The sequence below is a fragment of the Methylomonas koyamae genome, assembly GCF_019669905.1.
Lineage (GTDB): Bacteria > Pseudomonadota > Gammaproteobacteria > Methylococcales > Methylomonadaceae > Methylomonas > Methylomonas koyamae.
Genome location: NZ_AP019777.1, coordinates 1,319,135 through 1,339,702, shown reverse-complemented (window position 1 = coordinate 1,339,702; position 20,568 = coordinate 1,319,135). Strand labels below are relative to the sequence as shown.

Annotated in this window: 21 protein-coding genes; 4 read left to right on the top strand and 17 right to left on the bottom strand. The window is 54.5% G+C overall.

Features of this window, described 5'->3' with window-relative positions; genetic code table 11:
• The 17 genes from pseI to MKFW12EY_RS06440 form a co-directional block, all read right to left on the bottom strand.
• Entirely contained in the window at window positions 1-1,044 is a 1,044-nt protein-coding gene (gene pseI / locus MKFW12EY_RS06520; RefSeq protein WP_054758304.1) for a pseudaminic acid synthase, read from the bottom strand.
• A 5-nt stretch (window positions 1,045-1,049) separates the two neighbouring features.
• Complete coding sequence (locus MKFW12EY_RS06515) at window positions 1,050-1,757, bottom strand: PIG-L deacetylase family protein (RefSeq protein ID WP_054758303.1); 708 nt, start codon at window positions 1,755-1,757, stop codon at window positions 1,050-1,052.
• A gap of 1 nt (window position 1,758) precedes the next feature.
• Complete coding sequence (locus MKFW12EY_RS06510; protein ID WP_054758302.1) at window positions 1,759-2,478, bottom strand: class I SAM-dependent methyltransferase; 720 nt, start codon at window positions 2,476-2,478, stop codon at window positions 1,759-1,761.
• A 74-nt stretch (window positions 2,479-2,552) separates the two neighbouring features.
• Window positions 2,553-4,289 carry a UDP-2,4-diacetamido-2,4,6-trideoxy-beta-L-altropyranose hydrolase gene (pseG, locus tag MKFW12EY_RS06505; RefSeq protein ID WP_054758301.1) on the bottom strand — a complete coding sequence of 579 codons (1,737 nt, stop codon included), beginning with the start codon at window positions 4,287-4,289 and terminating at the stop codon, window positions 2,553-2,555.
• The gene (locus tag MKFW12EY_RS06500) at window positions 4,286-5,575 is read right to left on the bottom strand and encodes an aminotransferase class III-fold pyridoxal phosphate-dependent enzyme (protein WP_054758300.1); all 1,290 of its coding nucleotides are present in this window, start codon (window positions 5,573-5,575) and stop codon (window positions 4,286-4,288) included. Before MKFW12EY_RS06500 ends, pseG begins: the two co-directional genes overlap by 4 nt.
• A 5-nt stretch (window positions 5,576-5,580) precedes the next feature.
• Entirely contained in the window at window positions 5,581-6,357 is a 777-nt protein-coding gene (locus tag MKFW12EY_RS06495) for a cytidylyltransferase domain-containing protein (protein ID WP_054758299.1), read from the bottom strand.
• Entirely contained in the window at window positions 6,354-7,247 is an 894-nt protein-coding gene (locus tag MKFW12EY_RS06490) for an aldo/keto reductase (RefSeq protein ID WP_054758298.1), read from the bottom strand. Before MKFW12EY_RS06490 ends, MKFW12EY_RS06495 begins: the two co-directional genes overlap by 4 nt.
• Window positions 7,244-8,398: a UDP-4-amino-4,6-dideoxy-N-acetyl-beta-L-altrosamine transaminase gene (gene pseC / locus MKFW12EY_RS06485; RefSeq protein ID WP_054758297.1), complete on the bottom strand. Its 1,155-nt coding sequence runs from the start codon at window positions 8,396-8,398 to the stop codon at window positions 7,244-7,246. The genes MKFW12EY_RS06490 and pseC overlap by 4 nt, the downstream gene beginning before the upstream one ends.
• A complete protein-coding gene (gene pseB / locus MKFW12EY_RS06480) occupies window positions 8,395-9,393 on the bottom strand; it encodes a UDP-N-acetylglucosamine 4,6-dehydratase (inverting) (protein WP_054758296.1) in 999 nt (332 codons plus the stop codon). Before pseB ends, pseC begins: the two co-directional genes overlap by 4 nt.
• Window positions 9,394-9,436: 43 nt before the next feature.
• Window positions 9,437-9,985, bottom strand: coding sequence for a dTDP-4-dehydrorhamnose 3,5-epimerase (gene rfbC / locus MKFW12EY_RS06475; protein ID WP_054758295.1), 549 nt, complete (start codon window positions 9,983-9,985; stop codon window positions 9,437-9,439).
• 31 nt (window positions 9,986-10,016) lie between these two features.
• On the bottom strand, window positions 10,017-10,547 hold the full coding sequence (locus MKFW12EY_RS06470) for a hypothetical protein (protein WP_054758350.1): 531 nt from the start codon (window positions 10,545-10,547) through the stop codon (window positions 10,017-10,019).
• Window positions 10,547-10,846, bottom strand: a complete 300-nt coding sequence (locus tag MKFW12EY_RS06465) for a nucleotidyltransferase domain-containing protein (protein WP_054758294.1) — start codon at window positions 10,844-10,846, stop codon at window positions 10,547-10,549. The genes MKFW12EY_RS06470 and MKFW12EY_RS06465 overlap by 1 nt, the downstream gene beginning before the upstream one ends.
• A gap of 30 nt (window positions 10,847-10,876) precedes the next feature.
• Window positions 10,877-11,761, bottom strand: a complete 885-nt coding sequence (rfbA, locus tag MKFW12EY_RS06460) for a glucose-1-phosphate thymidylyltransferase RfbA (RefSeq protein ID WP_064022348.1) — start codon at window positions 11,759-11,761, stop codon at window positions 10,877-10,879.
• A gap of 2 nt (window positions 11,762-11,763) precedes the next feature.
• Entirely contained in the window at window positions 11,764-12,660 is an 897-nt protein-coding gene (gene rfbD / locus MKFW12EY_RS06455) for a dTDP-4-dehydrorhamnose reductase (RefSeq protein ID WP_054758293.1), read from the bottom strand.
• Window positions 12,657-13,727: a dTDP-glucose 4,6-dehydratase gene (rfbB, locus tag MKFW12EY_RS06450; RefSeq protein WP_054758292.1), complete on the bottom strand. Its 1,071-nt coding sequence runs from the start codon at window positions 13,725-13,727 to the stop codon at window positions 12,657-12,659. Before rfbB ends, rfbD begins: the two co-directional genes overlap by 4 nt.
• Before the next feature lie 75 nt (window positions 13,728-13,802).
• On the bottom strand, window positions 13,803-14,486 hold the full coding sequence (locus tag MKFW12EY_RS06445) for a sensor histidine kinase (RefSeq protein ID WP_221054212.1): 684 nt from the start codon (window positions 14,484-14,486) through the stop codon (window positions 13,803-13,805).
• Window positions 14,487-14,488: 2 nt separating this feature from the next.
• Window positions 14,489-16,117 carry a tetratricopeptide repeat-containing response regulator gene (locus tag MKFW12EY_RS06440; protein ID WP_221054211.1) on the bottom strand — a complete coding sequence of 543 codons (1,629 nt, stop codon included), beginning with the start codon at window positions 16,115-16,117 and terminating at the stop codon, window positions 14,489-14,491.
• Between the two features lie 125 nt (window positions 16,118-16,242).
• On the opposite strand from MKFW12EY_RS06440, the gene htpG reads away from it, so the two are divergent.
• The 4 genes from htpG to MKFW12EY_RS06420 all read left to right on the top strand — a co-directional run bounded on the left by htpG (window position 16,243) and on the right by MKFW12EY_RS06420 (window position 20,420).
• Window positions 16,243-18,180, top strand: a complete 1,938-nt coding sequence (gene htpG, locus MKFW12EY_RS06435) for a molecular chaperone HtpG (RefSeq protein ID WP_221054210.1) — start codon at window positions 16,243-16,245, stop codon at window positions 18,178-18,180.
• A 186-nt stretch (window positions 18,181-18,366) separates the two neighbouring features.
• Complete coding sequence (locus MKFW12EY_RS06430) at window positions 18,367-18,825, top strand: hypothetical protein (protein ID WP_157199125.1); 459 nt, start codon at window positions 18,367-18,369, stop codon at window positions 18,823-18,825.
• Between the two features lie 284 nt (window positions 18,826-19,109).
• Complete coding sequence (locus MKFW12EY_RS06425) at window positions 19,110-19,661, top strand: REP-associated tyrosine transposase (RefSeq protein WP_221054209.1); 552 nt, start codon at window positions 19,110-19,112, stop codon at window positions 19,659-19,661.
• A gap of 282 nt (window positions 19,662-19,943) precedes the next feature.
• Window positions 19,944-20,420 (top strand): hypothetical protein, encoded by a 477-nt coding sequence (locus MKFW12EY_RS06420; protein ID WP_054758290.1) that lies wholly within the window; start codon window positions 19,944-19,946, stop codon window positions 20,418-20,420.
• The last annotated feature ends 148 nt before the right edge of the window (window positions 20,421-20,568 follow it).

Here is a 20,568-nt window from a genome sequence, read left to right as displayed (position 1 = left end):
TCAGCCGAGCAAGTCCCAGGACATCGGGGTGCCCATTTTCACATCGCGGTTGACCTTACGCCCCAGCAAGGTTCCGTAATATTTCGGCGGCAAACCCATGCCCGGCCTGACGCAGCGCAAATTCTCGCTAGTCAAGGTTTCGCCGGCGGCGATATCGCGGGCAATGTAAATAGAGCGGCGAAATTGCAGCGATTTTTTCTCGGCCTCGGTTACGCCGTAGCTGATTTCGCCCAAGGCCTGCCAAGCGCGTTCGGTTTCGACCACTAATGTCGCCATTTCCGCCGGCTCCAATGAAAATGCGCTATCGACGCCGCCGTCGGCGCGGCACAGCGTAAAATGCTTTTCGATGACGCTGGCGCCCAACGCCACGCTGGCGACGGCAACGCCGGTGCCCATGGTATGGTCGGACAAACCCACCTCACAGCCGAATAATTCGCGCAGATGCGGAATGGTGCGGATATTGGTGTTTTCCGGAGTCGCCGGATAGGAACTGGTGCACTTCAACAACACGATATCGTTGCAGCCGGCCTCGCGCGCCGCCCGCACCGTATCGTCCAATTCCGCTACGGTTGCCATGCCGGTGGAAACGATCATTGGTTTGCCGGTGGCCGCGACTTTCCGAATCAACGGCAGATGGATGTTTTCGAACGACGCGATCTTGTAGCAAGGCACGTCCAGCTCTTCCAGGAAATCGACGGCAGTTTCGTCGAACGGCGTCGAGAAGCCGATCATCCCCAGTTCGCGGCAACGGTCGAAAATGGCTTTATGCCATTCCCACGGTGTGTAGGCTTGCTGATACAGTTTATGCAGCGAGGTACCTTTCCATAACGAATTCGGGTCGGAAATGAAAAACTCGCCTTCGCCGACGTCCAATGTAATGGTATCTGCGGTATATGTTTGGATTTTCAATGCATGCGCGCCGGCTTTGGCCGCAGCGTCGACGATTTCCAGCGCCCTTTCCAGCGACTGGTTGTGGTTGCCGGACATTTCGGCGATCACGAAAGGCCGATGGCCTGTTCCAATAGGTCTATTTGCTATTTGCATATGCGTTAACGATCCGCTTTGTGAATGTATCGGCCCAATATAAAAGCCTCGGCCGCGGCAACGCCTATCGTTGCCCCCCGCCAGCGGGCCAGATGTTCCAGCGCCTGCACGGAACGGGCGTGAGGCCAAGGCCGCATCTCGCTGGCATAGGCATTCAAGGCTGCGAGCTTCGATGGCAAATGGGCGGAAATATCGACGAACCAATTCGGCGCAAATACCGGTGCCGATACAGGCGGCTGCCATTCGGTGCTGGACGCCACTTCGAAGAACAGCAAGGTCGACACGCGTTGGCCGGGGATCGGCCGGCAAGCAGTGACTACAGCCTCGTGAATACGGCGGTGATCGATATTCACGTCGCCGGCGTGGTGGGTATAGACGATAGTGGACGCATTGGCTTGCACGAAGGCCTCTACCATTTTAATCACATCCAGCCTGTCCAGCGAATCCATCCTGTTGTCGGGCAGGTTTTGCAGGGTCAGCGACGTAACCCCCAAGATATCGTTGGCCTTATGGGCGGATTTGGCCAACTCGGATAAATCGGCCTGGCATTTGCCGCGATCGGCCATGCCGTCTCGGCTGGTAATGCCTTCTGCCAGAATCAGCACATGAACCTGGTCGCCTTTGGCGACGTGGTCGGCGATGACACCGCCGCACCCGAGAATTTCATCGTCCGGGTGGGCGGCGATAACCGATACGATCTGCGTTTTCGTCATCTTAAAATTGCGACTGGCCGATAATCAGATAGCCGTTCTTCTCGTATTCGAAAAAGCCGTTCTCGGTGATTTTATTCTCGACCACCGCTCCCAACTGCTCTTCGACTGAAGCGTTGTAATAAGTAGTCGAGCGGTAAAAACTGACGAAATCGGCGACGGTTGGAATTCTGACCACGTTATGGAAAAAATGCACGGTGACATCCCAGAAATGCTTTCTGAAATACGGTTCCAGCACATTCGGCCCGAACTCCATGCATTCGTCTACCCCGCCCGGTATATCGGCAAATTGCCGTACGAACTCGACCATGCCGTGCGGCGCGTTTGGCGTAAACACCGCCAAGCGGCCGTTGGGTTTTAGGTGTTTACGCATCGTGTCCAGCACCGCCATACGTTCGGCCGAGTAATACAACGCATAACTGGACTGGGCCAAATCGTATTGTTTGACGGCAAATTGCCGGTCGATCACGTCCGCCAGTTTGCCCATATCGGAAACCGCGGCCGATAAATTGGGGCTGTTCTCCGATTTACGGATCAATTCGGCTACCGAATCCGCGGCAATATCCAACGCCGAAACGCTGCCTTCCGGCCCAACGCTTTTCAGGAACGGTATCGACTGTGCACCGGTGCCGCAACCAACGTCCAGAATATCTTCGCCGGCTTTCGGATTTAACCGCGCCATTAGCCAGGAGTCGAAATCGGTGGACTGAAATTTTTTATTCATATCCAGCCTGTTATTCAGACTATTTTTGGACACCGCACGATCAAGAACTTCTTTTGTGTATACATATCCATTCATTACTGGCCCTCGTTATCCAATTCAATTCTTATAATATATTTTTTCCCGTTCATCATCATAAACGCCGGATAATTATCATTATCAACAACCCTCAAAAGATTAAACTGCTCTCTTAAACTCTTATCAACATCCAATTCACTACTTTTCTTTGTGCGTCGAGGATAATAAGTAGCATCACCTTTTTGTGGCTTTGCATTTGAAACAATAACAGGATAACTTAATACAAATTTATTACATAATGAAACTGTCTTTTCCGCTTGGATCTCCCGAAGCTCACGTATTAACTCCGTTCCATTAAAATTCATATTATCGATTAGATAAATGTTACCGCTATCTACACCTGATGCAGCCTCAAAAAGTACAATTGGTATTGTGTTTTTACCTTCCAAAATTTGCCAAGTTAAAGGAGACCATCCTCGCCCCCTTGGCAAAGCACTTTCATGAACAACCAGATTATGAACATTTCGCGACAAAACCTCTCCACTGGCAATCTGAGAGCAACCAAGAAAAAAAACGCAGTCACCATACCCAATATCTTCAACACAATGCAACCAATGTGTTTCGTGGCCCATATTTTCCCATTCCGACAGCAAAGATGGAATATATCTATTCAGCCAGCTAGAACTATCTGATACCACAGAAATTTTCAATTTTGGCAAAATCGAAACCAACACCCTAAACACACCATTGCCATCAACCAAATCCAGTGATTTATTAATAATTTCTTTTTGTTTATCCGCATCATTTTTTAAATTAACAAGAGCATCCAATATCACTTCAGGGGAAACATTTTGTTTATCCCCCAATGTTATACATACTCCCGCATCTGCCGCACACTGAGCTATCGAGTTTTGATTATCAGCAATAGACCATACTATTGACGGCAACCCCACACAACATCTTTCCCAAGTCGAACCTCCAGCAGCTCCAAGTGCGAGATCCGAACTAGCCATCAAATCCGCCATATTATCAATTTGATGATACATCTTCGCATTTGTCATCTGCATGCAAAGATTTCTAATCTCATCTCTATGCGTATTCAACCCGCCAACAACCACATGGATTGTAACTTCCGGAATATTCAATTGCCGAATTGCAGATAGCGCTTTCCCGGTTTCATTTGTTGGATCACTTCCACCGAAAAAAACCAATATATTTCTAACAACTCCGTCTCGGACTCTTAAGTTACGACGCACTTGCCTAAATTCCGCACGAAGCAATGCATATTTTGGCCCAATCAGCTTGATTGCCGTGGCCGGCAGCAATCCGTCGTAGCGGGTTTGTCCGGTTTGGTCTTGCAGATTTTGGTCCAACAACAAGTCGCAATCGTGCCGCCGATCCGCCAAATCGTCGATCACCATGATGCGTCCGACCAACGGCCGCAGCGTTGCCTCCCATTCTTCATCAATCGCGTAATGGTCGACGATCAGCCAATCCGGGTCGGCAAACTGCCGTAAAGCCGTAACGGTTTGTTGGGCATCCTCAGTTTGCGTTGCTCCCAGCCATGCGGCGTGGGCCAGCCGAGCATCGGCAACGACCGTCGGTTCCGGCAGGCGCAATAAACGGTGGCCGGAAGCCTCGATCAGCGCGAATAGGTTGCCGGGATGTTCGCGGCTGATAAACGCCACCTCGGCGCCGCGCTCGCGCAAGGCGTCAGCCAAAGTCAGACAACGCATGACATGGCCGCTGCCCATCTGCACCGAGGCGTCGGCGCGAATCGCAACTTTCAAACTCATCTGACCTTGAACAGCGGTTCCAACGCCTGGCAACGCAGCATTTTCGGCAACGAACGCTCCTTGACCGCCGCAACCAGCAACGGAATCACTGCATCGTAGGCTGCAAACAATTGATCCAGGTCATCGTCGCGATGGCTATAGCTCATGTTATGGGAGCCGAAAGCCAGAATACCGCGCTCCAGCATCTCTTGCATGAACAGGGTTTTTAACTGCCAAGACGTGTATGGCTCGGCATCCTTGATCAACAAAAAGCTCCAGGCCGGATGGCCGGAGACGCTGAGGAATTGCTCGGCACCCTGTTCACTGATGACGGCATTCAAGCGCTGGATAATTTTTTCGCCCTGCCGGCGCATCGTCGCCACGACCGGTTCGCGCTGCAATTTCTGCATCGTCGCCAATGCCGCCGCCAAGGACAAGGTTTCGCCGCCGAAGGTAAACGAGAAGAACACTTCTTCCATCAGCTGCATCAAGTCCGCCCGTCCGGCGACGGCGGAAACCGGATAACCGTTGGCCAAACCTTTGCCGAAGGTCGCTAAATCCGGCGTCACCCCGAAATATTCCTGGGCGCCGCCGTTGGCATAACGAAATCCGGTAATGGTTTCGTCGAAAATCAACACCGCGCCATGTTTATGGGTCAATGCTTTGACATCTTCCAAAAACCCGTCGTGAGGCTCGACTACATTCATCGGCTCCAGAATCACTGCGGCGATTTGGTCCGGCCATTGCTTAAACAAGCTGTCCAGCGAGGCAATGTCGTTATACGCGAAGGTATGCGTCAAATCGCGGGTGGCTTGCGGCACACCGCGGTTACGCAGGGTGGAACCGATATACCAATCCTGCCAGCCATGGTAGCCGCACACCGCGACATGGTCGCGGCCGGTATGGGCGCGCGCCAGGCGAATCGCACCGGCCGTGGCGTCGGAACCGTTTTTGCCGAATCTGACTTTTTCCGCGCAAGGCACCAATTCGCAGATTTTTTCCGCGACCTGCATTTCGATCGGATGCGGCAAACTGAAAATGACGCCGTCTTCCAATTGCGCCTTGACGGCCTCGGTGACGTCCGGATCATTGTAGCCTAGGGTGACGGCGCAAAGTCCGTTAATGAAATCGACGTACTCGTTGCCGTCGACGTCCCAAACGTGGCTACCGCGTCCGCGCTGGATGAAATACGGCGACACGCCGTGCGGATACTGGGTTTTACTCTTGCTGAAAGTTTGAGAACCGAGCGGAACGGTTTTCAGCGCGCGTTCCAGTAGCGTTTCGGAGTTACGGTAACGTTCTGACATAAGGGCTATTCACTCGCTGGGTTAGACGGTTGCGGCTCATCGGCGGCCAGGGATTTAAGATAACCCTCGTTGCGTTGATGCTGCGTATTCCAGTTGGCCAGTTCCGGCCGCTCGGCCAATAAGCGCAAGATATCCGGCGTCGAGAAATCCGGATTCGCCGGGTACAAAGCGGCATAAATCTGCGAAACCAATTCGAAATCTCGGGGCTCGTCGACGGTCCAGCGCAGATGCGACAAGTCTTCGCGATTGAGAAAATGGCCAATATTGAAGCGTTCCGGCTGCTGGTGAATGAACGGCATGACGTGTTCGCGTTGCGACGGCAGCCCGGCCTCGCGCCAAGCCTGCTCCAGGCAGGCAAATCGGCAAATTTCGACGTCCAAGCCATCCGGAAATGTTGGTCGCACTGAGTTACTTGCATAGTCATAACCGCCGGCCAGATAAAATTCGATGACTTGGTCGATCAATCCGGGATCGGCCAACGGGCAATCTGCGGTCAAGCGCACGACATGATCCGGGTGGTGGCTGACCGCCGCCTGATAGAACCGGTCCAATACGTCGTTTAGGTTGCCGCGAAAGCAGTCGATAGCATGCCGTTTACACAAGATCTCTATCTCATCGTCCGCCGTCTCGGCGCTGGTAGCAACCAGCAACCGGTCGATGTTATGCACTTTTCGCAGCCGCTGGATTTGCCTGAGCAACATCGGTTCTCCCAACAAGGGCAGCAACACCTTGCCGGGCAAGCGGGACGACGACATCCGGGCCTGCAATATCGCTAGTATCATGGTTTTCCTGGTTCCAGTCGCCACAAAGCCGGATTGACTATCGCTTCTTCGCCGATTGCGAACTCGGCAAATTCTGCGCAATCGAGCTCGACGTCGGCAGCGTTGCAAATATCGCGCAATTGCTGCACGTTGTTCACGCCGCAGATGATTCGATCAATTTCGCTTAAGCCGGACACGAAGCCCAACGCGGCCTGCAGCGGCGTCAATCCGCGTGCGCGAATAAATTGGTGGTAGGACTCGAGAGTATTCCGCACCGGAGCGAAGTAAGCCGGAATTTCGGACAAGTCCATCAGCAACAGGCCCTGCAAAAATACCGAGCGGGCATGTACCTCGACTCCGGCAGATTTGAGTTTCCGCAAATGGCCGCTACGCAGCAAGCGTTGGTCCAAAACGCTGATCGGCAATTGCACCAAATCGATGGCAAACCGATCCAGCACTTGGTCGATCTGCTCTGCGTTATAAACCGAGACGCCGATCTTGGCGACCAAGCCTTGCTGCTTCAAATCGGTTAACGCTGCCATCAAACGTTCGCCGCCGGGCACGAACAGATCGTCCGCCCGATGCATCAATAAGCCGTAGACCGAAGCGCAGTTCAGCTTTGTTAACGACTCGTAAAAAGCTTGTTGCAATCGTTCGGCGTCATCGGCATCCAAAACCGGTTTGGCGAACTGCGGGGTTTTAGTCACGATTTCGAACCCGGCCGCCGCCGGCAAACAATTACCCAAAACCTGTTCGCTGTCGCCGTAAAGGCTGGCGGTATCCAGCACTCGAACCTTCAACTCCCGAGCGGCCGCCAAAATCGATTCGACTTCGCCGGCCGGCGTTTTGCCGTCTTTATTCGAAACGCCGTAATCGACGCCGAATTGTACGGTGCCCAAACCGATCTTCATTGCAATTGTTCGCTCAGCGCTGCGACGACGCGGTCTTGGTTGGCTTCGGTCAAGGTCGCATAGAGCGGTAGGCTAATTGCTGCGCGGTAATAACGCTCCGCTTCCGGAAAGTCTCCCGGTTGGAAACCCAGCTTCCGGTAATAGGGCTGCAAATGCACCGGGATGTAATGCACATTGACGCCGATACCGGCTGCGCGCAAGCCTTCGAACACGGTCAATCTAATGTTGTCTGGAACCGTAATCGGGTACAGATGCAACGCGGAATAGTTGTCCGGGTGCTGCCAAGGTATGCCGACCGGCAACGCCGACAACGAGCTGTCGTAACGCGCCGCCAAGTGGTGCCGGTTTTTCACGAATTGCTCCAGCCGCGATAACTGGCTCAATCCGAGCGCGGCCTGAATATCGGTCATGCGATAGTTGTAACCGAGCGCGATCTGTTGGTAATACCAGGGTCCGTCCGCCTGATGCGTCATTTGCGACGGGTCGCGGGTGATGCCGTGGCTGCGCAACAGGGCCAACTTCTCCGCCAACTCGGCATCGTTGGTCAAGGCCATACCGCCCTCGGCGGTCGTGATGATCTTGACCGGATGAAAACTGAATACGGTGATATCGGAATAACGGCAATTGCCGATCGGCTGGTCCCGGTATTTTCCGCCGATCGCATGCGAGGCATCTTCGATGATTTTAAAGCCGTACTGTTCGCTTAAGGCATGAATCGCCGCCATCTCGCAGGATTGCCCGCACAGATGCACCGGAATCACCACTTTGGGCAGCCTCCCGCTGCGCTCGGCCGCTTGCAGTTTTTCTGCCAATGCCGTGACGCTGAGGTTATAAGTGCGCGGGTCGATATCGACGAAATCGACAGTAGCACCGCAATACAACGCGCAATTGGCGCTGGCGACGAAGGTGATCGGGCTGGTCCAGACCAGATCGCCCGGACCGACGCCCAGAGCCAGACAGGCGATATGCAAGGCCGAGGTCGCACTGTTCGCGGCGAACGCATAGCGCGCGCCGCAATAATTGGCGACCGCGGTTTCGAAAGCCGGCACGGCCGGGCCTTGGGTCAGAAAATCGGATTGCAAGACATTGATGACCGCCTGAATGTCGGCGGCGCCGATATCCTGGCGGCCGTAGGGAATAAACTCGGTCATATTTTGCCGACTTTATCGCGGTTTTGTTCCAGCCAAGCCTGCAACTCGGCCACGCTCATCCATTCCGTGTTGTTATCGGAGCAATAGACAAAATCCGGGGCAACCCGCACGCCCCGGTTGATACGCTCGGGGTCGGAACTCCAGTTATGAATCGCCGGCAGAATTTTGTAGTAATCGTCGTATTCGTAGGTGTAAGGCGCATCTTCCAACCCTATCATTTGTTCGTGCAGTTTTTCGCCGGGGCGAATGCCGACAATTTCGTGCTGCGCATCGGGAGCCACGGCACGGGCGATATCGACGATATTCATCGACGGGATTTTTTTGACGTAAATTTCACCGCCGACCATGTCGTCGAAGGCACGCCAGACCAAATCAACGCCTTGCTCCAGCGTGATCATGAAGCGGGTCATCCGGACATCGGTAATCGGTAGTACGCCTTTGTGGGCGATGGATTGGAAAAACGGAATCACCGAACCGCGCGAGCCCATCACGTTGCCGTAACGCACCACGGCAAACCGAGTTTCGTTTTTGCCGGAGTACGAATTGCCGGCAACGAACAACTTATCGGAGGCCAGTTTGGTCGCGCCGTACAGATTGGCCGGACTGCTGGCTTTATCGGTCGACAACGCTACCACCCGTTTCACGCCCTGGTCGATACAGGCGTCGATCAGGTTCATCGCACCGATGATGTTGGTCTTGACGCATTCGAACGGATTGTATTCCGCAGTCGGCACGATTTTGGTCGCCGCAGCGTGAACGACGTAATCGATACCGTTCAAGGCCCTGGCCAAGCGGTCTTTATCGCGCACGTCGCCGATGAAAAAGCGGACGCGCGGGTTGTCGCCGTACAATTTTGCCATTTCCCACTGTTTCATTTCATCGCGGGAAAAAATCACCAAGCGGCGCGGATTGTATTTGGCCAAGGTCAACGGCACGAAAGTATGGCCGAAAGAACCGGTACCACCGGTAATCAGTATGGTTTTATCGCGAAGCATATTAATCAAAAAAGAGTTTTATAACGCCGGCCGCCGGCCGGGTTTAAGCGAATAGCTCGGCCTCGGCCAATGGCACGGCGGCTTGATCCTTTCCGGACAAAACCGGCACACCGCTATAAGGCCAATTCACCTTCACCGCCGCGTCGTTCCAGGCAATAGACCGCTCGTACTCGGGCGCATAGTAATTGGTGGTTTTATACAGGAATTCCGCAGTGTCGGACAACGTAACGAAACCGTGGGCAAAGCCTTCCGGAATCCACATTTGCCGCTTGTTGTCGGCAGACAATATTTCGCCGACCCATAGCCCAAACGTCGGCGAGCTTTTCCGGATATCCACCGCAACGTCGAATACCTCGCCCTGCACGACCCGAACCAGCTTGCCCTGGGCCATCGGCTGCAGTTGGTAATGCAAGCCGCGCAATACGCCCTTTTGCGACTTGGAATGGTTATCCTGCACAAAGTTGGCCTCGGCTCCGGTCAATTCTCTGAACAACCTTGCGTTGAAGCTTTCGAAAAAAAAGCCGCGCTCGTCGCCGAACACTTTAGGCGCGAATAGTACGACATCGGGAATGGCTAGACGGGTGGCTTGCATGGCTTACTGTTATTGGTCAAATCGTCAAAGATTAGATATCGGCGATGGCGCTGAAGTCGAGAGAAAAATCATCGGCATTGGCTTCGATGGCTAAAGTGTCTCGGCAATAGGCGACAAAGCGGCCGGCGGTTCGATACAGGGTTGGGCTTAGTTCGTAAAGCGAGTTAAAGTGTTCGGCAATCTCGAAATAATCGGTTTCGTAATCGTGTGCGGCCAAATTGCGCGTAGCTCGACATAATTGCCAGACTTCCAGCGATTCTATCACTCCCATTTTTTCGTAAAAACTCAAAACCTTAAGAAAATTATCGCTGGGCTCGCCCGCTAACAACGACGCATGCCGCATCGCGGCAGCCAAGGTATCCTGCAACTTGGCGAACCGTTCGTTGATTGCCGCCAAAATTTCGAACAAGCCAACATCCTTTTTCTTTGCGGCTAACAGATCGGCGCCGAGGGGCCAATCCAGTTTTTCGCTGGACGCATGCAAAAAATAGCTACAGCGCTGTATTGCTTGAATCAATTCGGCCAGATGCTGTTTCTGTAACTCCAAAGCCGTTTTTGCCATCAGCAATTACCCAACTTTACCGCCCGGCTTTTGGCGATGGCCTGAAACGGACTCGCGTCGTTACACCCGGTTTTACAAATCAAATCGACCGGCAAACCCAACATCGCTTCCAAACGCCATTTCAGTTGCGCGCGTTGCAGGAACGACACCGGCCTTTCAGCTTCCAAGAACAAATCGACATCGCCGCCCTTAGCCCCGTCATCCAGCCTGGAACCGAACAGGTAAACATCCACGCCCTTCCCGGCAACCCGATTGACCGTCTCCAGAATGAGCCGGCGTTGCTCAATCGTCAAACGCATTGACTCGGCTCAATGCCGCAAAAAATCATCCTAAAAAACCTGCTTGTTCAGCAAGCCCAACAAATATTGGCCGTAACCGTTCTTTGCCAGCGGTTTGGCCAATTTTTCGATCTGCTCGTCGCCGATCCAGCCGCTACGCCAGGCAATTTCCTCCGGGCAGGAAATTTTCAGGCCCTGCCGGGACTCGATGGTTTCGATGAAATTGCTGGCCTCGATCAAGCTGGCGTGGGTGCCGGTATCCAGCCAGGCGTAACCGCGCCCCATAATCTCGACACTCAATTGCTGCTGCTGCAGGTAGACCCGGTTGACGTCGGTAATCTCCAACTCGCCACGCGGCGACGGCTGCAAATTGGCGGCGATATCGACCACCTGGTTATCGTAAAAATACAAGCCGGTCACGGCGTAGTGGCTTTTCGGCTGCGCCGGTTTTTCCTCCAGCGACAAGGCCTTGCCCTCGGCGTCGAAGCTGACGACACCGTAACGTTCCGGGTCCTGCACGTGATAAGCAAATACCGTTGCCCCAGAAGTCCGCCGGTGCGCAGTCCGCAATTGCTGATACAAATCGTGGCCGTAGAAAATATTATCGCCTAAAACCAAGGCGCTGGGATTGGCACCGACAAAATCGCGGCCGATGATAAAAGCCTGCGCCAAGCCGTCCGGGCTGGGTTGCACGGCGTATTGCAAATTCAAACCCCAATCGCTGCCGTCGCCGAGCAACTGCTGAAACAACGGCGTATCTTGCGGCGTGGAAATCACCAGAATGTCGCGAATCCCGGCCAGCATCAGCGTGCTGAGCGGATAATAAATCATCGGCTTGTCGTAGATCGGCAGTAACTGCTTCGATACCGCTTTGGTGACCGGATACAAGCGGGTACCGGAACCTCCGGCCAGAATAATGCCTTTACGGTGAGTCATAGTTACCTTCCGTACAATTCGGACAACATGCGCTCGACCCCGTCCTGCCAGGGCGGCAAGCGGAAACCGAATGCAGTTTGCAATTTCTCGGTATTCAACCGCGAATTCAACGGCCTCTTGGCCGGCGTTTGGTAGGCGCTGGTCGGGATAGCCGTGACGGCCTGCTTCGGCGTATTCAGTGCGACACCGGCCTGGCGGGCGAAATCCAGCGCAAAGTGAGCATATTCGTACCAACTGGTCTCGCCGGCCGCGGTTAGATGGTAGACGCCGGCGAGCTCGGGAGCTTGCAATGCGCTGCGGATCGCGTGCGCTGCGACGTCGGCCAACAATTCGGCCCCGGTCGGCGCGCCGAATTGGTCGTTTATCACCGACAACTGCTGGCGTTCCTGGGCCAGGCGCAGCATAGTCTTGGCAAAATTGTTACCGCGCGCGGCATACACCCAACTGGTGCGGAAGATCAAATGTCGGCAAGCGCTGGCTTGGATCGCGCATTCCCCGGCCAATTTGGTCTGGCCGTAGACGCTCAGCGGCCCGGTCGCATCGTCCTCGCGCCAAGCGCGGTTGCCGCTGCCGTCGAATACATAATCGGTGGAATAATGGACCAGCCAGGCGCCGCATGCCGCCGCCGCATCGGCCATCGCCCGCGGCGCTGCGCAGTTTACGGTATTGGCCAGTTCGATCTCGGACTCGGCCTTATCGACCGCGGTGTAAGCCGCGGCATTGACCACCACGTCCGGCCGCACGGCGCGGACCGTTGCCGCGACGCCTTCCGGATTGCTCAAATCGCCGCAGTAGTGCCGGTCGTGGCGGTCCAGGGCCAGCAACTCGCCCAGCGGCGCCAGACTGCGCTGCAGCTCCCAGCCGACCTGGCCGTTCTTGCCGAACAATAAGATTTTCACCCGGCCCGCCCGGCGTAGTTTTTGTCCAGCCAAGCCTGGTAATCGCCGGACAGCACATTGTTGACCCAGGCTTGGTTATCCAGGTACCACTGCACGGTTTTGCGAATTCCGGTCTCGAAGGTTTCGGCCGGTTTCCAGCCCAATTCCCGCTCCAGTTTGGTCGCGTCGATCGCATAGCGGCGGTCGTGTCCGGGCCGGTCCTTGACGTAAGTAATTTGCTCCGCGTAAGACTTGCCGTCGGGGCGCGGCTGCAATTCGTCGAGTATCGCGCACAGCGTGTTGACCACATCCAGATTGGCTTTCTCGTTCCAACCGCCGACGTTGTAGACCTCGCCCACCTGGCCGGCCGCCAATACCCGCCGAATTGCACTGCAATGGTCTTTGACGAACAGCCAGTCGCGGATTTGCTGGCCGTCGCCGTAAATCGGCAGCGGCTTGCCGGACAAGGCATTTTGGATGCAGAGTGGTATCAATTTTTCCGGGAAATGGTATGGGCCGTAATTGTTCGAGCAATTGGTGGTCAAAACCGGCAAACCGTAGGTGTGGTGGTAAGCGCGGACCAGATGGTCGCTGGCGGCCTTGCTGGCCGAATACGGGCTGTTCGGCTGGTATTGGTTGGATTCGGCGAACGGCGGATCGGTTTTTTCCAGCGAGCCGTAAACTTCGTCGGTCGAAACGTGCAGCAAGCGAAAGGCCTGTTGCTCGGCCGGCTCCAGATTGTTCCAGTATTCGCGGACCGCTTCCAGCAAACGAAAACTGCCGACGATATTGGTTTGGATAAAATCTTCCGGACCGTGAATCGAGCGGTCGACGTGGGACTCGGCGGCAAAATTGACCACAGCCCGCACCTGGTGCCGCTTCAGCAAACTCAAGACCAAATCGTAATCGCCGATATCGCCGTGCACGAACACGTGGCGAGCATCGTTTTGCAGCGAAGCCAGATTTTCCGGATTGCCGGCGTAAGTCAGCTTGTCCAGATTGACGACGGTTTCGTCGCTTTCCGCCAGCCAGTCCAAAACGAAATTGCTGCCGATAAACCCGGCACCGCCGGTGACTAAAATGCTCATATGCAACGGATCTTGTGATTGTTTTTAAAGGCGCTTAGCCGCACTATCGGCTATTGTAACTTAGTAACGGCCGCATCAAGGCAAAAACAGCCGAAACCGGGCTCCGCCCAGCCGGCTCGCATTGTCGATCGTGACGTAACCGCAACGGCCGGCGTTTTTGTGCAACCCGGCAATCACCGACACGAAATACAGGCCCAAGCCGGTATTGCCGTTGACCCAATCCAGGTCGGCGGCGTTATTCAAATCGGCTGCCAAAAAATGCGGCGGATAACCGGCGCCGTCGTCCTCTATCGCGATGCGCAAATAGCCGCCGTCCTGCTCGGCCGAAACCAAGACCGCATGCCGAGTATAACGCAAGGCGTTGTTCAACACGGCGGCCAGGGCATTGGCGATAGTGGCGAAATCGCAATAGGCCGGCAGATCGTCCGCACAATCCACCTGCAATGCGACATTGTTTAAGGTCGACAGCCGCGCCTGCTGATGCACGGCTTCCTGCAGCAGATCCAGCGCCGGATATTCGTCGACGGCCAAGCTGAATTTATTGGCGCCCACTTTATACAACACCAGCAATTGCATCAGGCTGTGATTAATCCGGGCGGCCTCGAATTCCAACAGGCCCAAATCGCCGGTTTCGCCCTGCAGTTTGGCGGAGAACTGGCGAATCAATTCCAACAACGTACCTAACGAGTTTTTGATGTCGTGTACGGTAAACGCCAGAATGGTCGGAAACAGCGTATCGTTATCGAAACGGCCGGACATAGTCACGCCTTGGCCGCGGCCGGCCGATGCAATTTCCCGAATTCCATTTGCAGCACCCCCAATTTATGCTGCTCCACCCCCAATTGCCTGGCCTTCTTGAGCAGCAATCTGGCGCGGCGCTCCTTGTCGGCATCGGCCGGGTTCGCTTTCAGGTCGTGAATAATGATTTTCAACATATTCAGGATGATGGTCTTGTTTTCCGGCATCGTCGCGATGGCCTGCTCGAATAAATCCAGCGCCTCCTTGAATTTACCCTGCTTGTACAGCGCCACGCCTTTGTTATTGGTGGCAATCAAGGCCTGCCGGGTTTTTTGAATCTGAATTTCGGAATAATTATGCATGCCGACCCCGCTTTGCATGGCCCGCAAATTGTTCAGAAATTGCTCGTCGTCGATATGGTTCTGAATCAAGCCATGCAAGATGGCTTCGGCTTTGTCGTGCTGTTGGTTCAAAAAACACGAGCGGGCCACTTCCAACTGCAACTCCCGCGGCGCCTTGCTGCCCAAGCGACCGCAAAGATCCAAGGCTTTGTCCAAAGCCTGCTGCGCCGCCTCGTCGTCGCCTTGCGCCCGGAACAGGTCGGCTTCCAGCGTTGCCGCCCGTAGCTCCGCTTCCGGCTGGTTGGCGTATTCCTGGCGCATCTCGTTCAAGGTCTTCAAGGCTTCTTCGCCGGCGTTGGTTTTGGCGTACAACTTGGCCAGGCCGGCATAATCGCTACAAGACCGGTGCACCGAGTGCTTGCCCAGCTTGAGCGCCGCCTTGTAGGCTTTCTCGGCCGCCTCCAGATTGCCGTTCTTGTCGGCGGTTTCGGCGAACTTCTTCTGCCGCAAGATCGATTGCGGCGACAATTCCAAAGCCTGCTGCAACACCTGCTCGACCTCCTGATGCCGGTCCAGCGCTTCGTAGGCGCGAGTCAGCCAGTCGTAACCCTCCATCAACATCGGATTTTCCGCGACCAGACTTTGAAAACCGGCTATGGCCTGTTCGATATTGTTGTTTTGTAAATCGATGATGCCCAAGCCCAGGCGGGCCCACGGCAAATCGCGGTGCTGCAACACCTCCAGGTAAATCCGCCGCGCCGATTCGAAATCGCCGGCGGCGATGGCCAGTTCGGCGCGCATTTTCAACAGATGCAGCCGCATCTTCACGTCGCCGCGCTCCAGCAGCGCATCGCATTGCCGGATCGCCTGCGCCAAATCGCCCTTGGCCATGGCTTTTTCGATGCCGCCCAGATAATCGCGGCGGGCAAAATGCCGGCTCAGGCGGCTGATCAGTTGCTGGGCATTGAACGGTTTGGTCAGGTATTCGTCGGGCTTGCTGTCCATCGCCCCCAATACCGCGCTGGTGGATTGTTCGGAACTGATCAGAATGAAAATACTGCGGTAATCGATCAGCTTGCGGTGCCGCGCTTCCTCCAACACCTGCTGGCCGTTCTTGCCCGGCCCCAGGTTGTAATCGCACAACACGATCTCGAACGTGGTTTTCGCCATCGCATTGATGGCGGCCACGCCATTGTCGGCTTCGGTAATCGTATCCGCATTCAAGCTGTACAACATGTCGCGTATCGACTTACGAATCACCGGATTGTCCTCGACAATCAGAATCGGCTTACTGGCTAGACTCAATTTCATGGGCGTAAATCAACTAACGAAACCATAAACCCCGCTTGCCCCGAATGCCGCAACCGCGGCCTTGAAAAATTTAACGGCCATCCCCAACTTGCCCAAGTCCACTTTACAACCAAAAGAGTATAGACATGACTGTTGAGGCAAACAAACAAACCCTAGGTTTTCAAACCGAAGTAAAGCATTTGCTGCACTTGATGATTCACTCCTTGTACAGCAACAAGGAAATCTTTTTGCGCGAGTTGATCTCCAACGGCTCCGACGCCGCCGATAAATTGCGCTTCGAAGCCCTGGCCAACGACAGCCTGTACGAAGGCGACAGCGAATTGAAAATCCGCGTCGATTTCGACGAAGCCAAAAAGACCATCACCATCACCGATAACGGCATCGGCATGACTCGCGAGGAAGTGCAGGACCATATCGGCACCATCGCCAAATCCGGCACCAAGCAATTCTTCGAACGTCTGACCGGCGACCAAGCCAAGGATAGCGAACTGATCGGCCAATTCGGCGTCGGTTTCTACTCGGCCTTCATCGTCGCCGACAAAGTCACCTTAACCACCCGCAAAGCCGGCGCACCGCACGACCAGGGTGTGCGCTGGGAATCCGACGGCCTGGGCGAGTACAGCATCGAATCGGTCGATAAAGCCGGCCGCGGTACCGAAATTGTGCTGCACCTGAAAGAAGGCGAAGAAGAATTCCTCAGCGAATGGAAACTGCGTTCAATCATCAAAAAATACTCCGACCACATCTCCCTGCCCATCATCATGAGCAAGGAAATCCCGGCCGAGAAAGATGACGAAGGCAACGAAACTTCGCCAGCCCGCGTCGAAGACGAAACCGTCAACAGCGCCTCTGCCCTATGGACCAAGTCTAAAGACGACATCACCGAAGAACAGTACAACGAGTTCTACAAACACGTCGGCCACGACTTCCAAGACCCATTGGCTCACGTCCACAGCAAAGTGGAAGGCACCAACGAATACACCTTGCTGCTCTATGTTCCGGGTCGAGCGCCGTTCGATTTATGGGACCGCGACGCCAAACACGGGGTGAAACTGTACATCAAAAAAGTCTTCATCACCGACGATGCCGAGCAATTGATGCCGCGCTATCTGCGCTTCATCCGCGGCGTAATCGACACCGACAGCCTGCCGCTGAACGTCTCGCGGGAAATTCTGCAACAAAGCAAGCAGATCAACACCATCAAAGGCGGTGCCGTTAAAAAGGTCTTGGGATTGCTGGAAGACCTGGCCGAAAACGACGCCGAGAAATACCAAAAATTCTGGGAGCAATTCGGTAACGTCATCAAAGAAGGTCCGATTGAAGACCATAAAAACAAGGACCGCGTTGCCGGCCTGTTGCGTTTCTCATCGACCCATACCGACGACAAAACCCAGAACGTATCGCTGGCCGATTACGTCAGCCGGATGAAGGATGGCCAGGAAAAAATCTACTTCATCACCGCCGACAGCTTCGCCGCCGCGAAAAGCAGCCCACATCTGGAAGTGTTCCGCAAGAAAGGCATCGAGGTGTTATTGCTGACCGACCGCATCGACGAATGGCTGGTATCCAGCCTGACCGAATTCGACGGCAAACACATGCAATCGATTGCCAAAGGTGAACTTGACCTGGATAAATTCGATACCGAAGAAGAGAAAAAACACCAGGAAGAAGTCAGCAAGGACTTCGAATCGGTGGTTAAACAAATCAAAGACGTACTCAGCGACAAAGTCAGCGAAGTCAAAATCAGCCACCGTCTAACCGACTCCCCTGCTTGCCTGGTCACCGGCGCTTACGACATGAGCCTGCACATGGAGCGGATCATGAAGGAAGCCGGCCACGCCGGCGGCATGTTCGGCATGGGCGGCAACAGCAAGCCGATCTTCGAAATCAACCCGGACCACGCCATCGTCCAAGCCCTGAAAAACGAGCAGGACGATGCCCGGTTTGCCGACATCAGCCACATTCTGTTCGACCAAGCCATCCTCAGCGAAGGCGGCCAGTTGGACGACCCGGCAGCGTTTGTGCATAAGTTGAATGGGTTGTTGCAAAATCTATTGAAGTAGGTTGGGTTAGGCGATAGCCGTAACCCGACACGTTGGCTTTCGATAGGGTTTGTAACCCAATCGAGCCATCAATTGAGAAAGGCCGGGAAACCGGCCTTTTTTGTGGGTGTTGTGTTAAAGTCGCCCTATATATCCGTTAGTTTTAAGCGATATACAGATCTATTTAATTACTTGTTAGACCTAGCTATGACTGAACCGCACTGGACAACATATCTCGCAGCATTGCTTACCCCAACGATTGCGTTCTTTGGAGCTTCAATTGCCTACCACCAATGGCGTACAGCTCAAAACAAATTGAAACTCGATTTATTCGAACGGCGGTTATCTGTCTACGAAGCTGCCCGGGACTACCTTGCTTCTGTTTTAACCTCCGGGAAGACATCACAAGAAGCTGAGTTCAAGTTCTTGTCTGGCACTCGAGGAGCAAAATGGCTTTTTGACGACGCAATAGTTCAATACCTCGACAAAGTTCTTTGGCACAAAATCTGTGAACTCGGCTGTATTCAGTCCGAATTGGAGGGATTACCGGTCGGTGAGGAGCGCTCAAGAAAAGTTCATGCGAGTGCTGACATTAAGAAATGGATGTTTGAACAAACGAGTGTGCTAGATAAAAAGTTTTCTCCTTACTTATCTCTTCGCCACTAGGTTTAACCTTTCGGTCAACCGGACCTCCGCAAGCAAGTAGCCTCGATGCAATCGAGGATTCGAAGGCCAATTCCCAATGATTTGTCGACGTTGCCCTAATGATCTGATGGCCGCCGATTTTGCCAATTTCCGAGCTGTGTAGGGTACGCACCGCGTACCTTCTTCTGGCTTCCAACATTGGGACGCCCCTCTTTCGGTACGCGGTGCGTACCCTACCTTGAATTGCCGATTGGTTTAAACCCGTCCACAATTCCCAACATGGGTTTCTGCAAACGGGGTTTGCGATGGCGAATTATCGGCGCTGTTATATACCGGGCGGCTCGTACTTTTTTACCCTGGTAACGGAACGACGGGCGCCGATTTTGGCGAACGATGCGGCTCGGGATTTGCTGCGTTCGGCCATTCGCGCATGCCAACAACAATGGCCTTTTACGGTTGATGCCCTGGTGGTGTTGCCGGATCACCTCCACGCGATTTTGGCATTGCCTCCTGGCGATGCCGATTACTCCAAACGCTGGGGCTTTATCAAAAAACATTTCACCCAACATTGGTTGGCGGCGAACGGCCCTGAACAATCAATATCTCTATCAAAACAACACCAAAGGCGGCGCGGCGTCTGGCAACGTAGATTTTGGGAGCATGCATTACGCGACGAATGCGACTACGCAAAACATCTGGATTACCTGCATTACAATCCGGTTAAACACGGTCTGGTGACCTCGGTGGCTAATTGGCCTTATTCGTCGTTCCATCGCTTCGTAAACGAGGGGGTTTATCCTGCGGAATGGGGCTCGGATATGGCCGGAAAATTTGATACGTTCGATGGTGGTGAATGAAACCAAAGGTACGCGGTGCGTACCCTACTTTGAATTTTCCTCGTTCCCACGCGCCGCGTGGTAATGCAAGGCTCGGCCGCGCTGCGGCACAAATCCACCGTGGCACGGCACGTCTGCGCTCCCACTTGGCAGATAGCCCCGTAGGTACACACCGTGTACCCTGCATCCGTATCCGTAAAAATCAATCCGATCTATCCGAACATTTCCGCCGTTAATTCGCTAACATAGCCGGCCGGCTTACACCGCCGCCGAACCTTACCTTAAATCTACCGAGAACTGCATATGATTCACCATTTATCGATTTCCGCTCATGACCCGGCCCGAGTGGCAGCCGTCGTTGCCGAATTGATCGGCGGCAAGGCGTATCCGTTTCCGTCCGCGCGCGGCAGCCATATCGCAATCTGCGACGACGGCCATGCCACGCTGGTCGAGGTCTATCCTCTGGGTACCGTCATGCAGCCCGGCGCAGATGGGCAGGACGTGCAATTTCAATACGACGCCGACCGGCCGGATTACGTGCCGACCCACGCCGCGCTTTCCGTGGCCTTGGACGAAGCGTCGATCAAAGCGATTGCCGCGCGCGAAGGCTGGCGGGCGTTGACCTGCGACCGCGGCGGCATCTTTCAGGTGGTGGAAGTTTGGCTGGAAAACCGGGTATTGTTCGAATTGCTCACCGCCGAAATGGCCGCAGCCTATTTGCAGGCGGTGACGACGCGGAACTGGGAAAGCTTTTTGGCCCAGAACGGCGGCAACGGTTAACCCAGGGATCTAGCGGGCGAGGCGCCTATCGCCAGTGCGCTGCGGTTGTTTTATCCCGCAACGAGGCGCGCAAGCCGCGAATGCGCCGATCAGCGCCCGCAAGACCCGGCACTGGTTGCCCTGCCATTGCCTGCGTCCCATGAACGAG

Excerpts from the sequence above, each read along its gene's own strand:
- MKFW12EY_RS06445 (WP_221054212.1), bottom strand. The coding sequence starts at position 14,486 with ATGTCCGGCCGTTTCGATAACGATACGCTGTTTCCGACCATTCTGGCG.
- MKFW12EY_RS06490 (WP_054758298.1), bottom strand. The coding sequence starts at position 7,247 with ATGAAGATCGGTTTGGGCACCGTACAATTCGGCGTCGATTACGGCGTT.
- htpG (WP_221054210.1), top strand. The coding sequence starts at position 16,243 with ATGACTGTTGAGGCAAACAAACAAACCCTAGGTTTTCAAACCGAAGTA.
- MKFW12EY_RS06495 (WP_054758299.1), bottom strand. The coding sequence starts at position 6,357 with ATGATACTAGCGATATTGCAGGCCCGGATGTCGTCGTCCCGCTTGCCC.
- MKFW12EY_RS06420 (WP_054758290.1), top strand. The coding sequence starts at position 19,944 with ATGATTCACCATTTATCGATTTCCGCTCATGACCCGGCCCGAGTGGCA.
- MKFW12EY_RS06430 (WP_157199125.1), top strand. The coding sequence starts at position 18,367 with ATGACTGAACCGCACTGGACAACATATCTCGCAGCATTGCTTACCCCA.
- MKFW12EY_RS06515 (WP_054758303.1), bottom strand. The coding sequence starts at position 1,757 with ATGACGAAAACGCAGATCGTATCGGTTATCGCCGCCCACCCGGACGAT.
- MKFW12EY_RS06440 (WP_221054211.1), bottom strand. The coding sequence starts at position 16,117 with ATGAAATTGAGTCTAGCCAGTAAGCCGATTCTGATTGTCGAGGACAAT.
- pseG (WP_054758301.1), bottom strand. The coding sequence starts at position 4,289 with ATGAGTTTGAAAGTTGCGATTCGCGCCGACGCCTCGGTGCAGATGGGC.
- MKFW12EY_RS06425 (WP_221054209.1), top strand. The coding sequence starts at position 19,110 with ATGGCGAATTATCGGCGCTGTTATATACCGGGCGGCTCGTACTTTTTT.
- rfbB (WP_054758292.1), bottom strand. The coding sequence starts at position 13,727 with ATGAGCATTTTAGTCACCGGCGGTGCCGGGTTTATCGGCAGCAATTTC.
- pseC (WP_054758297.1), bottom strand. The coding sequence starts at position 8,398 with ATGACCGAGTTTATTCCCTACGGCCGCCAGGATATCGGCGCCGCCGAC.
- MKFW12EY_RS06470 (WP_054758350.1), bottom strand. The coding sequence starts at position 10,547 with ATGGCAAAAACGGCTTTGGAGTTACAGAAACAGCATCTGGCCGAATTG.
- MKFW12EY_RS06510 (WP_054758302.1), bottom strand. The coding sequence starts at position 2,478 with ATGAATAAAAAATTTCAGTCCACCGATTTCGACTCCTGGCTAATGGCG.
- rfbC (WP_054758295.1), bottom strand. The coding sequence starts at position 9,985 with ATGCAAGCCACCCGTCTAGCCATTCCCGATGTCGTACTATTCGCGCCT.
- pseB (WP_054758296.1), bottom strand. The coding sequence starts at position 9,393 with ATGCTTCGCGATAAAACCATACTGATTACCGGTGGTACCGGTTCTTTC.
- rfbA (WP_064022348.1), bottom strand. The coding sequence starts at position 11,761 with ATGACTCACCGTAAAGGCATTATTCTGGCCGGAGGTTCCGGTACCCGC.
- MKFW12EY_RS06500 (WP_054758300.1), bottom strand. The coding sequence starts at position 5,575 with ATGTCAGAACGTTACCGTAACTCCGAAACGCTACTGGAACGCGCGCTG.
- pseI (WP_054758304.1), bottom strand. The coding sequence starts at position 1,044 with ATGCAAATAGCAAATAGACCTATTGGAACAGGCCATCGGCCTTTCGTG.
- MKFW12EY_RS06465 (WP_054758294.1), bottom strand. The coding sequence starts at position 10,846 with ATGCGTTTGACGATTGAGCAACGCCGGCTCATTCTGGAGACGGTCAAT.